This is a genomic window from Streptomyces sp. NPDC053431, assembly GCF_044544925.1.
Lineage (GTDB): Bacteria > Actinomycetota > Actinomycetes > Streptomycetales > Streptomycetaceae > Streptomyces.
Genome location: NZ_JBITXX010000019.1, coordinates 1 through 11,994, shown reverse-complemented (window position 1 = coordinate 11,994; position 11,994 = coordinate 1). Strand labels below are relative to the sequence as shown.

Sequence of the window (11,994 nt, the reverse complement as noted above, 5' to 3'; positions counted from 1 at the left end):
CGCTAGCCGCGGGGCTGACCGGCCCGGTCGCCGCCCTGTGCGGGGACGGCGGCCGCACCGTCCCCGTCGCTGTCGAGGCGGTCGAGGATCGCGTCCCGTTCCGGGGTGGCCTCGGGCTTCACGTGGCCGATGAGGACGTAGAGCACGAGCGAGGTGGCGAGCGGCGAGGCGATCTGGATCTGCAGCTCGACGCCGTCCAGGCCGTAGTTGGTGAGCCAGAAGGCGAAGAGCCCGGCGGCCCAGGAGACCAGCGCCGCCGTCGGGCCCGAGGTCCGGAAGGTGCGCAGCAGCCCGAGCATGAACGGGATGGCGATGGGCCCCATGAGCCCGGCGACCCACTTGATGACGACGGTGATGATGTCCTTGAAGGCGGGGGAGTTGACCTGGGTGGCGACCGCCATCGACAGGCCGAGGAAGGCGATCGTCGACAGGCGCGCGGCGAGCAGCCCGGCCCGGCCGCTCCACGAGCGGGCGGCCCGGCTGAGGACGGGGGCGATGTCCCGGGTGAAGACGGCCGCGATGGCGTTGGCGTCGGAGGAGCACATGGCCATGGTGTGCGAGAAGAAGCCGACGATGACGAGCCCGAGCAGTCCGTGCGGCAGCAGCTGCTCGGTCATCAGGGCGTACGCGTCGGAGGCGTCCGGCTTCTTCGGCTGCACGAGCAGCGGCGCGCACCACATGGGGAAGAAGAGGACGAGCGGCCAGACGAACCACAGGACGGCGGAGAGCCGGCCGGAGCGGGTGGCCTCGCGGGCGGACGGGGTGGCCATGTAGCGCTGGGCCTGGTTCCACATGCCGCCGCTGTACTCGAAGGTCTTGATGAAGAGGTACGCGAGCAGGAAGGTCAGCGTGTACGGGCCGGCCGTCGGCGCCGTGTGCCCCTGCAGCTCGGGCCGGTCCCAGACGGTCCACAGCGCCTCGACCCCGCCGAGCCTGCCGAGGACGGCCACGAGCATCGCGACGCCGGCGAGCAACTGGATCACGAACTGGCCGAGTTCGGTCAGGGCGTCGGCCCACAGGCCGCCGACCGTGCAGTAGATGCCGGTGACGACACCGGTGATCAGGATGCCCTGGTTGAGGGAGATCCCGGTGAAGACGGAGAGCAGGGTGGCGATGGCGGCCCACTTCGCGCCCACGTCCACGATCTTCAGCAGCACGCCCGACCAGGCGAGGGCCTGCTGGGTGGGCAGGTTGTACCGGTTCTTCAGGTACTCCAGGGGGGAGGCGACCCGGAGTCGTGAGCGCAGCCGGTTGAGGCGGGGAGCGAAGAGGTGGGCGCCGACCGCGATGCCGAGGGCGATGGGGAAGGACCAGGTGACGTAGGAGGTGACGCCGTAGGTGTAGGCGATGCCCGCGTAGCCGGTGAACATCACGGCGCTGTAGCCGGACATGTGGTGGGAGATGCCGGAGAGCCACCAGGGCATCCGGCCGCCGGCGGTGAAGAAGTCGGAGACGTCGTCCACGCGCTTGTGGGACCAGACGCCGATCGCGACCATGACGCCGAAGTAGCCGATGAGCACGGCCCAGTCGAGACTGTTCATTGCGCCCCCTCCATGGGGTCCGGTCCGCCTTGTGAACGCGGTTCATCGTGTGGGGAGTTGCAAGGCAGGGACAATGCAATGGAGGGTCAAGGGGCAGTAAAATCGTTCTGTTTACTGACCCTTGTTCACATCTATGAACTTGTCGCGATGGCCCCGACGGGCCGCGCACCGACGGACCCCGCCCCGGCGGGCGGAGGCGGTCAGCGCATCAGCTCCCCCGCGTTGACGAGCAGCGACTGCCCCGTGATCGCCCGCGCCCGGTCGGAGGCCAGGAAGACCGCCGCCTCCGCCACGTCCCCGTCCGTCGCCAGCTCCGGCAGCGCCATCCGCTCGGCGAGACGCCCGAGCACCTCGGCCTCCGGCACCTGCTCGGTGTGCGCCGTGAACTGCACGTACGCCTGCACCGGCGGCCCCCACATCCAGCCCGGCAGCACCGTGTTGACCCGGATCCGGTGCGGGCCGAGCTCATGTGCCAGCGAGTACATCGCCGAGGTCAGCGCGCCCTTCGAGGCCGCGTACGCCGCCTGCCGCACCTGCGAGGGCGCGGCCACCGCCGACTGGGTGCCGATCAGGACGACCGAGCCGCCCCGCTCCTTCAGGGCCGGCAGGCACGCCCGGGTCATCCGCAGCGTGCCGAGCAGATTGACGTCCAGGACGCCCTGCCAGGTGTCGAAGTCGGCGTCCTCCAGGCCGCCGAAGTACGAGTCCCAGGCGGCGACATGGACCACGGCGTCGATCCCGCCGAAGCGCTCCACCGCGAGCGCGGCGAGCGCCTCGCACCGGGCCTCGTCGGTGATGTCGGTGGCGCGGTACGCGGTCCGCGTGCCGTCCGGGTCGATCTCCGCGGCCGCCTTGGCCAGGTTGGCCTCGGTGCGCGCGCCCAGCACCGCGCGGCCCCCGTCCCGTACCACCGTCTCCGCCACCCGGTGGCCGAGCCCGGCGCCGACGCCCGACACGACGACGGTCTTTCCCTGGAGCAGTCCTTGGAACGCCATCCGGTGCCTCCCTGGGCCTGTTCATCGATCTGACGGCCCGTCAGAGTAGGTGCGAGTCGCCCACAAGGGAAGGGAAGGGGAACGAGGATGAGCGAGGAGAAGCCGGTCGACACCCGGAGCGAGACGTACGCGGAGCTGGCCGCGGTCGGCCCGTACGGGACACACCCCGGCCACGCCCTGATCACCATGGTGGAACCGCACCCGGGTCACGAGTACGCCTACAACCGCTGGTACGAGGACGACCACTACTACGCCGGCGCCATGGCCATGCCCTGGATGTTCGCCGGCCGCCGCTGGGTCGCCACCCGCGCGCTCCAGGAGCTGCGCGGCCCCGAGAAGTCCGCGATCGCCCAGCCGGTCACCGCCGGCTGCTACCTCTCCACGTACTGGATCACCGACGGCCGCTACGACGACCACATGAAGTGGACCGTCGCCATCAACAAGCGCCTCAACCGGGACGCGCGGGTCTACCGCGACCGGACCCACGTCTTCACCTCGTTCCAGGACCACGAGGTGACCGTCTACCGCGACGGGGCGGCCGGACCACGCGACCTGCACGCGCTCGACCACCCCTACGCGGGCCTCGTCCTCCAGGTCGTCGACGCCGAGGGGCCCGAGCGGCGGGCGGAGCTGGTGGAGCGACTGCGCTCGCGCGAACTGCCCCGGAGGCTCGCGGGCTCGCCCGCGGCGATGGTGACGGTCTTCCGCCCCACGCCGCTGCCCGGCGACCGGATGACCTACGTGAAGCAGGTCGAGGGGGTCGACACCCGGCTGACCCTGCTGTGGTTCCTGGAGCGCGATCCGCGCGACTGCTGGGCGGAGTCCTTCGCCGACCTGGAGACGGTCACGGCGGAGTGGGGCGGCCGGGCGGAGCTGGTGGCGCCGTTCGTCCCGACGGTGCCGGGCACCGACCGCTACGTGGACGAGCTGCGGTAGCTCGAGGAGGGCGGGGAGGAGCGGGAAAGCGCCGAGCCCCCTCGGCCAGGACGGCGGACCGGTCGAGAGGGCTCATTCCGTGACGCGGGGGAGTGTGGGCGCGGGGTCACAGGGCCCCGACGCTCACCTCGCCCACGAACGCGTTCCACGAGCCCGGTCCGAAAGAGAGGGAGGGGCCCTCAGGGGCCTTCGAGTCGCGCACCGCGATCGCGTTCACGACGGGGGACTTCACTTCGACGCAGGCCCCGTTGCCGCCGGAATACGAGGACTTCGTCCAGTTGTCCGTAGCGCCCTGGGTAATGGCCATGTTTCTCACTCCGGTTCTGCCAGTGCTGCCAGTAGATGTCGCGCCAAACGTTCTTGCTTTGGCGTGATCGACGCTACTGCCCCGGCCCCGTGCTGTGGGACCGTCGTTCACCCGACCGGATGGCATATTCCAACTGCGCTTCCGTCGAGGCGAGTCGGGGGTGTACCGTGCCTGCTCCCTCCCCCGCGCCCCGGCCGAATGGCGGCATTCAGCCCCCGTCGCCCCCGTTACGCCCCTTTTCCGTCGGCGTACTCCTTCGCAATGCGCGTCACGAACTCACGGGTGTCCTCCGCATTCAGCGCCTGAGCCCGCAGGTGTTCGTACATCACGCTGTACTTGGCGACGTCCTGCGCCTTCTCCAGATACAGGTCGCTCGTCACGCCCTCGATGTAGACCACGGAGGAGTCGGACGTGTCGGGGAATTCCAGAATCGCGTAATGCCCGCTGATGCCCGGATGCGCGCCCATGTGGAACGGCAGCACCTGCACGGTCACGTGCGGCAGGTGGGACTGCTCGACCAGGTGCTCCAACTGCTCGACCATCAGCTGCCTGTTGCCGACCACCCGGCGCAGCGCGCCCTCGTCGATGACCGCCCACAGGCGCAGCGGACGCTCCTCGTCCTTGATGCGGTCCTGGCGCCGGGTGCGGACGGTGACCCGCTTGTCGATGTCGACCGGCGTCGACTCGGGCAGCGCGCCGGTGATCACGGCCTCCGCGTAGCCGTGGGTCTGCAGCAGGCCCGGGATGATCTGCGGCTCGTACACCCGCAGGCTCTCCGCGTCCGTCTCCAGACCGATGTAGACGCTGTACGGGATGTCGCCGAAGGCGTGCCACCAGCCCTGCTGGCGCGAGTCCTTGGCCATCTGCATCAGCGAGTCCACGACCCGCTCGTCCTCGACCTCGTACACCCCGCACAGATCGCGGACGTCACGCTGGCTGATCGAACGACGGCCGTTCTCGAGGCGGCTGATCTTGGACTGCGAGACGAGGAGGCGCTCGGCGACCTGTTCGGCCGTCATGTTCTTCGCCTCGCGGAGCCGGCGCAGCTCCTGGCCCAATCGGCGTCGCCTGACGGTGGGATTGACATTGGACGCCACGGAAACTGCACCTCCGGCTGTCGGCAGCGTAGCTGTGAGTATCTACTGCTTGGCAGACTGCCACCAAAGGTGCGGTGTGCGCTGGGAAATGCCGACAACGCAACGGTGCGGGGCGGCCGTGAGGACGGCCGTCCCGCACACGTATGCGGCTCCCGGTGTGGTTCGGGTGGTGATGGTGGAACGGGCTTTCCGCTTGCGTGCTTCTCACATGGCGACGCGCGCCATGGTTCCGCGGCGCGGCTGGGACGGCACGCCGCCCGCCGCCGCGCTACGACGGGGCTGGGCGCCCACGCCGTTCTGGACGTCCATCACGGCGTGCGCCACGAGACCGCCCATCGGGTCGTGCCGGATCAGGTCGCGCAGCCGGGACCGCGACGACCGTCCTTCGTTACCCGGGTAGAGGTGCTTGCCGAGACCGACCGCGTGGGCCAGCGCGGCGAGCGCCGCGGTCCGCGGGTCCGGCGGCACGCCGGTGCGGATCGCGTTGTCCAGCCGGGATCTGATCTCCCGGCTGATCGCCGTGTCCGTCGCCTGGTAGCGAGTCGTCGGCAGCACCCCGCACATCTGGCCCTCCACGGCATGGACCATGCCGCAGCGCTCCAGATGCGAGAGATACGTCTGGCGCAGCCCCAGGCGGGGCCCGCCGATCCAATGGACGGCCCGTACCGGACTGCCGCGCCTGCGCAGCAGTTCCAGTGCGGAGTCCAGAGTCGGATCTCCGGTCGGCCGTGGCATCACCACGGCGATACGATCCCCGTCAGGGGCTATCCGTCCCGCCAGAGCCAGCTCCACTAGCTGTGCTCCGGCAAGGCCCAGGTCGAGCGACTGCGGCTGCGCTGTGGTACCCGTGGCCGGGTCCAGAGCGAGCAGCAGAAGCTCCTCCGGAAGTGTTCTGCGGCTCCTGCCCATCCATGCCTCCCCGCGTGGATGAATGACAGGGTGACCCCTCTCACATTCATCTGTCGAGAGTGCCTGGGTGCTTCGTACGGGAACCGGCAGGTATGTCGTTCTCGTCTAGCACGGGGGCCAAGGGGTTCACACAGGACACTGTTAGACGGTTCGGACGTACGCATGAGCGATGGAGGAGGCACGGTGGCGGGCGAGTCCCCCGACAAGGCGGAGCAGCGGGAGCGGGAGAGTGCGGTCGGCGACGACGGCAGGGACCCGCGACTGTCCGTCCTCCGGGACCGCGTGGACCAGCCGACGGCCGTCTTCAAGGCCCTGGCCCCGCGGACGGCACCGGAGGACCGGCCCTCCGGGACGGAGGACGCGGCGGAGGACGCCGTGGTTGCGGGAGACGGTGCCGACGACTCGGCCGGCGCCGACGAGACGGCCGGTGCCGCGGGTGCGGGTGCCGGTGCGGATTCGGGTGCGGGTGTGCGTGCGGGCGGGGGCTCGGACGGGACCGTCGTCCTGACGATCCCCAAGGACGTGCCCCAGGCGGTTTCTGAGGGGGCCTCCGAGGCGGCCTCCGAGGCCGCGGCTGGGACGACCGCGGAGGAGGGCGCCGCGGGCGAGGAAGCGCCGGAGGTCGCCGAGGGCGCCGACCGGGCCGCCGAGGGCGCCGACCGGGCCGCCGAGGGCGCCGACCGGGCCGCCGGAGCGGCCGTAGCGGGCGGGGGCGAGGGCGAGGCCTCGGCGGACGCCGGCGAGGCTGCCGAGGGCACTGAGGAGCCTGTGGCGTCCGCGGCGGCTGAGACGTCCGAGGCCGCTGAGACCTCCCAGGCCACTGAGACCTCTGAGGGCGCCGAGGTGTCCGAGGGCGCCGAGGTCCCGGCGGCGGGTGGCGGCGAGTCGTGGTTCGCCACGCGCAAGCCGGCCGCGCCGACGGCGGAGGACAGGCCGAAGGCGGAGGACGGCCCGAAGGCGGAGGACAGGCCGGAGGCGCAGGGCGAGCCGGAGCAGGGTCCGGAGCCGGAGGTGGAGTCCGCGCCGAAGGCCGCGGCCGAGCCCGAGGCGCGGGACGGGCGCGGGTCCGATCCGGAGGCCGGGTCCGAGGCCGTGGCCGAGCCGGCGCGGTCGCCGCGGCCGGCGTCCGGTTCGACGGCGCCGAAGCCTCAGCCGGTCGACCAGCCGACCGCCGTCTTCAAGGCCGTGAAGCCGCCGGTCGCGCCCGCCGCGCCCGCCGTCGACCAGCCGACGACCGCGCTCAAGCTGCCGCCGTCCACCTTCCGCCCGCTCCGGGGGGACATCACCCAGGAGCAGCCGAAGCCCGAGCCGCAGCCGGCACCGGCTCCGGCGCCGGAGCCCAAGGCGGAGGCCGCGGCGGCTCCCGCCCCCGCACCGGCCTCCCTGAGCGAGCCCGAGCGGACCCGGCAGCAGCCGCTGCCGCCCCGCCCGCCGCTGGAGATCCTGGCGGAGCTGACGAACACCCCGCCGCCGCCGGAGACGGCGCTGCGCACCACCGCGCGGCGGTTCAAGATCTGGACCCCGCTGATCCTCCTGCTCGTGATCATCTTTGCGGTCGTACAGTTCGTGCGTCCGCTGCCGGACCCCAAGCTCGTGCTCTCCGCCGCGCCCTCGTACACCTTCGAGGGCGGCCCGCTGCAGATGCCGTGGCCGTCCGAGGGACAGGGCGCCGCCGAGGTCGAGGGCGTCGGTTCGCTCGGCACGTACGGCGCGCAGAAGCCCGCCCCGATCGCGAGCGTCGCCAAGACCATGACGGCGTACGTGATCCTCCGCGACCACCCCATCAAGGGGAGCCAGAAGGGTCCGGAGATCGAGGTCGACAAGACCGCCGGCGAGCAGGCGAAGGCGAAGGACGAGTCGACGGCCCCCATCAAGGAGGGCCAGACCTACTCGGAGAAGGAGCTCCTGGAGCTCCTGATGATCCCGTCGGGCAACAACGTGGCGCGGCTGCTGGCCCGCTGGGACGCCGGTTCGGAGGCCGCGTTCGTCGAGAAGATGAACGCCGCGGCCAAGGAGCTGGGCATGACGGAGTCGACGTACACGGACCCGTCCGGTCTGCAGTCGACGACCGTGTCGACGCCGCTGGACCAGCTGAAGCTGGGGAAGGCGGTCATGCAGTTCGACGTGTTCCGCCAGATCGTGGACATGCCGAACGTGACGATCGACGGCATCCCCGAGCGGATCGAGAACAACAACAAGATCCTGCTGGAGCCGGGCGTGACCGGCATCAAGACCGGTTCGTCCACCCCGGCCGGCGGCAACCTGCTGTGGGCGGCGAACACGGTCGTCGACGGCCAGAAGCGCCGCATCATCGGCATCGTCATGGGGGCCAAGCACGCGCCGCAGCTGTGGCAGAAGCTGGACCTGGCGATCGCGAACAGCCTCAAGGTCATCCAGAAGGCGCAGTCCGACGTCACGTCGGCCGCCGTGGTGAAGAAGGGCCAGGTCGTCGGCTACGTGGACGACGGTCTGGGCGGCCGGACGCCCGTCGTGTCGACCAAGGACCTGAAGGCGGTCGGCTGGCCGGGCCTGAAGGTGAGCCTGGCGCTCGGCGCGGGCGGCAAGGCCCTGCCGCACAACGGCAAGGCCGGGAACGTCGTCGGCCAGGTGTCGATCGGCACGGGCACCGGCCAGGTCAGCGCTCCGGTGGCGCTGCAGAAGGACCTGGTGGAGCCTGGCTTCGGCGAGAAGCTGACCCGACTGGGCTGACCCCCACGGGCGCCCGGGCCTGGCCCGGGCGCCCAGCTGTTAGCGTTCCCCGGGGACGAGAGAAGGGCAGTAGAGGCAGCACGGGAAAGGGCCGCAGTTGACCACCGCCGAGCCGACACGCGCCGCCGAGGCTGCACCCATGAACTCCTCTTCTCCATCCTCTTCGCCTTCGCGAATAGAACTTCCGGCCCCCCGCCCGCCGCTGGAGCCGCCCGAAGCGCCCCGCCCCTGGCGGAGCCGCCGACGCACGCCGGTACTGGTGGCGACGGCGGTGGCGGCGCTCACCCACGTCCTCTGGTTCTTCTTCTTCGCCAACAGCGGCGGTGACCTGGCGGCGCAGGACGCGTGGGCGGAGTTCGTGGGCCGGCACCCGGACTCGGCGTACAACCTCGCCTGGTACGGCGGGATGCACCCGGTCTCGTACAGCGTGGTGTCCCCGTATCTGATGTCCCTGCTCGGGGTCCGTACGACGATGATGGTCGCCGGCACCCTGTCGGCGGCCCTGACGGCGCTGATCCTGGTCCGGGTGCGGGCGGTGCGCAATCCGATGGCGTGCGCGCTCGCGGGCGTCTTCGCCTTCCTCTGCAACGCGCTGTCGGGCCGGGTCACCTTCGGCCTCGGCATGATGTTCGCGCTCGGCTCGGTCGCGGCGGTCTTCTGCTGGCCGCACCGCTGGCGCTTCAAACGCTGGGCGAAGGCCGCGGTCGCGGCGCCGCTGGCCGGCCTCGCGACGGCGTGCAGCCCGGTGGCCGGCCTGTTCCTCGGCGTGGTCGCGGCGGCGCTCTTCCTCAACAAGCGCCGACCCGGCGCGTACGCCGTGGGCCTGGCCCCGGTGGCGGTGGTGGCCCTGTCGGCGTGGCTCTTCCCCTTCTCGGGGACGCAGCCGATGAGCCTGATGTCGACGAGCCTGCCGTTCGTGTTCGGCGTCCTGGTCCTGCTACTGGTGCCGAAGGGCTGGCGCACGGTCCGCACGGCGGCGGCGGTCTACTCGGCGGGCACGCTGCTGACCTGGCTGGTCGACTCGCAGATCGGCTCGAACGTCAGCCGTCTCGTGATGCTCTTCGCCGGCGTGGTCCTTCTGGCCGCCCTGCCCTACGCCCGCCCCCGCACCCGCCGCTGGTACGCGATCGTGCTGGCCTTCGCGGGCCTGAACGTCTGGATCGGCTTCAAGGGCGTCGACGACGTGATCCGTACGGCCCCGGACGCGTCCTGGGCCCGTGAGGTCGCCCCGCTGATCAACCAGCTCCAGGTGCGTGGCGCCGAGAAGGCCCGGGTCGAGGTCGTGCCGGCCTCCAGCCACCGCGAGTCCTCGGCCCTGGCGCCGTACATCAACCTCGCCCGCGGCTGGAACCGCCAGGCCGACATCGAGCGCAACCCGCTCTTCTACGACGACACGCTCAACGCCGTGAACTATCAGGACTGGCTCGGCCGCTGGGCCGTCCACTACGTCGTCCTCCCGACCGGCGCCCCGGACTCGGGCGCCCAGCGCGAGGCGGAGCTGGTCGACGACGGCCTGCCCTACCTGAAGCAGATCTGGTCGGACGCGAACTGGCGCCTCTACGAGGTCACCGACCCGACCCCGCTCGCCGACCCGCCGGCCGACGTCCAGCGCGCGGAGGCCAACGAGGTCGTCCTCCGCCTCGACCGCCCCGCCCGCATCAAGATCCGCGTCCCCTACTCGCCGTGGCTCGCCCTCCTCGACGAGAACGGCGGCAAGATCGAACCGCCGCAGGAGACGGAGGCCTCGAAGAAGGCCCGCGAATCGGCGGAGACCGACCTCCCGAAGGTCTTCGCGAACAAGGAGGGCTGCCTCCTGAAGGCCGAGCCGGACGCGGAGGGCGACGAGTGGACCGAACTCCTGGCCCCGAAGGCCGGCACGTACCGCCTGGCCGCCCCCTACAAGCTCTTCCCCCGGGGCACGACCTGCCCGGACGAACTCCGCTGAAGCGTTCCCGCCCGGGACCCTCCCGGCACCGGCACCGGCACCGTCACCGCCGGTCCGGGTAGTCATGCCCCCGGCGGATCTTCGTGGTCGCGGCGCGGAAGGACATGCCGCGCTCGTGCCACATCATGCCGGTGGCCGCGCCGAGGATGATGACCACGCCGATCGCGATGAAGAACGACATGAGGGAGAAGACCACGCCGATCGGGCCGTACTTCTCGTCGGAACTGGTGACCATGCCGGAGAAGGTGAAGCGGAAGACGACCAGCATGCCGATCCAGAACGCCGCGGTGGCCACGGCGCACGGAAGCAGCCTGCGCCGGCCGACCTGGCCCCCGAGCAGCAGCCACATCGTGAACCAGAAGAAGGCGACGAACCCGGGGACGTTGATGATCCACCACAGGACCGGGGAGCTCTCGTGGAGCGCGTGTCCCACGGTGCTGCCCAGGGCCACCCACCCCATGGCCAGGGCGAGCCAGACCAGCGCGCAGAGCCGGTCGCGCACCCCTTGCGGCCGCTGGTCGAAGACCCGCTGGTACAGCTTCTGAAGCGAGGCACTCACGGCGATGCCGGCCAGGACGAAGAAGACCCACGACAGGCCGGTGATGGCGGCCGAGGTGGCCGCGGAGGAGGCGAACAGATGCCCGAGGTCGTTCGCCGCTTCCTGGCCCAGGCCCAGCCGCACCGACAGCGTCGACACCGCTGACCGACCGGCCAGCGCGGACGCGATGAGCATGAAGGGCACGGCGCACAGCAGCAGCGTCGCGGCCAGCAGGATGGCCTGGTTGATGAAGTCCACCGCGTCCAGCCGACGCCACAGGTTCTCCGCCCAGGACCCCACGTACTTCGCCCGGCCCCACTCGGCCGTCCGCCGCGCCTGCCGAACGCCGACCCGGCCGGCGCTCTTCCCCTCCGCCGGTCTGTTCCCCTCCGTGCTCCGCGACCGGGCCGCCCGGGTGTGGTGGTGTGTCGTCCGCATGGCGCATCCTCCCGGTGGTGATCACCTGGATCGGCGATGAGCTGGAACCCCTCACGCGGCACCACGCGCACGCTCGGGGTCGCGGTCCTCTAACAACTGTGACACTCCGAGCCCCGCCCGGCGGTCACCCAGCGCGACCCGCCATGAGACCCCCGTGAAACACGAAAAGGGCCAGCACCGGGAGACTCCCGTGAGCTGGCCCTTCTTACTGTGCCCCCGGCAGGATTCGAACCTGCGACACCCGCTTTAGGAGAGCGGTGCTCTATCCCCTGAGCTACGAAGGCAAGGCGTGCGGTCAGTGTAGCGGGTGGGGCGGGGCGGGGGTGGTGAGTAGGTGCCCCGGGCCCGCCGGGGGTCGCGCAGGGTCGCCCGGTGCCGTGCGGGGTCGCGCGGGGTCGCCCGGCGCCGGCCGGGGCGGGACCCCGGAAACGACGAAAGCGCCCCACCCGGGGGGTGGGGCGCTGCCAGGGCGGCGTCAGCGGTGTCAGTAGCGGTAGTGGTCGGGCTTGTAGGGGCCGTCGACGGGGACGCCGATGTAGTCGGCCTGTTCGGGGCGGAGGGTGGTGAGTTTGACGCCGA

The 11,994-nt window shown here is 71.2% G+C and carries 10 protein-coding genes and 1 tRNA gene; 3 read left to right on the top strand and 8 right to left on the bottom strand.

The genetic code is table 11. The features are described 5' to 3' along the window. Positions 1–2 precede the first annotated feature (2 nt). Both ACIGXE_RS31530 and ACIGXE_RS31525 read right to left on the bottom strand, forming a co-directional pair. Positions 3–1,541, bottom strand: coding sequence for a sodium:solute symporter family protein (locus ACIGXE_RS31530; protein WP_399752723.1), 1,539 nt, complete (start codon positions 1,539–1,541; stop codon positions 3–5). Between the two features lie 200 nt (positions 1,542–1,741). After that, positions 1,742–2,536 carry an SDR family oxidoreductase gene (locus ACIGXE_RS31525; protein WP_399752722.1) on the bottom strand — a complete coding sequence of 265 codons (795 nt, stop codon included), beginning with the start codon at positions 2,534–2,536 and terminating at the stop codon, positions 1,742–1,744. Between the two features lie 87 nt (positions 2,537–2,623). Here ACIGXE_RS31525 and ACIGXE_RS31520 point away from each other — a divergent pair, with 87 nt between their 5' ends. Then, positions 2,624–3,472, top strand: coding sequence for a hypothetical protein (locus ACIGXE_RS31520; protein WP_399752721.1), 849 nt, complete (start codon positions 2,624–2,626; stop codon positions 3,470–3,472). A 106-nt stretch (positions 3,473–3,578) separates the two neighbouring features. On the opposite strand, the gene ACIGXE_RS31515 is transcribed toward ACIGXE_RS31520, so the two are convergent. The 3 genes from ACIGXE_RS31515 to ACIGXE_RS31505 form a co-directional block, all read right to left on the bottom strand. Next, entirely contained in the window at positions 3,579–3,779 is a 201-nt protein-coding gene (locus tag ACIGXE_RS31515; protein WP_399752719.1) for a DUF397 domain-containing protein, read from the bottom strand. Positions 3,780–4,006: 227 nt separating this feature from the next. Then, positions 4,007–4,876, bottom strand: coding sequence for a helix-turn-helix domain-containing protein (locus tag ACIGXE_RS31510; RefSeq protein ID WP_399752717.1), 870 nt, complete (start codon positions 4,874–4,876; stop codon positions 4,007–4,009). A gap of 204 nt (positions 4,877–5,080) precedes the next feature. Beyond that, positions 5,081–5,785, bottom strand: coding sequence for a GPP34 family phosphoprotein (locus tag ACIGXE_RS31505; RefSeq protein WP_399752715.1), 705 nt, complete (start codon positions 5,783–5,785; stop codon positions 5,081–5,083). A gap of 162 nt (positions 5,786–5,947) precedes the next feature. Between ACIGXE_RS31505 and ACIGXE_RS31500 the strand changes: the two genes are divergently transcribed. Continuing rightward, the gene (locus tag ACIGXE_RS31500) at positions 5,948–8,494 is read left to right on the top strand and encodes a D-alanyl-D-alanine carboxypeptidase (RefSeq protein ID WP_399752713.1); all 2,547 of its coding nucleotides are present in this window, start codon (positions 5,948–5,950) and stop codon (positions 8,492–8,494) included. A 97-nt stretch (positions 8,495–8,591) separates the two neighbouring features. Further along, a complete protein-coding gene (locus ACIGXE_RS31495; RefSeq protein WP_399752712.1) occupies positions 8,592–10,439 on the top strand; it encodes an MFS transporter in 1,848 nt (615 codons plus the stop codon). Between the two features lie 43 nt (positions 10,440–10,482). Here ACIGXE_RS31495 and ACIGXE_RS31490 read toward each other — a convergent pair whose 3' ends face one another. From ACIGXE_RS31490 to ACIGXE_RS31480, 3 genes are all read right to left on the bottom strand, one after another. Further along, positions 10,483–11,415: a YhjD/YihY/BrkB family envelope integrity protein gene (locus ACIGXE_RS31490; RefSeq protein WP_399752710.1), complete on the bottom strand. Its 933-nt coding sequence runs from the start codon at positions 11,413–11,415 to the stop codon at positions 10,483–10,485. 211 nt (positions 11,416–11,626) lie between these two features. Further along, positions 11,627–11,699, bottom strand: a tRNA-Arg gene (locus ACIGXE_RS31485). Positions 11,700–11,899: 200 nt separating this feature from the next. Further along, positions 11,900–11,994 (bottom strand): adenosylhomocysteinase (locus ACIGXE_RS31480; RefSeq protein ID WP_399752948.1); only part of this gene is annotated, 95 nt, incomplete at its 5' end.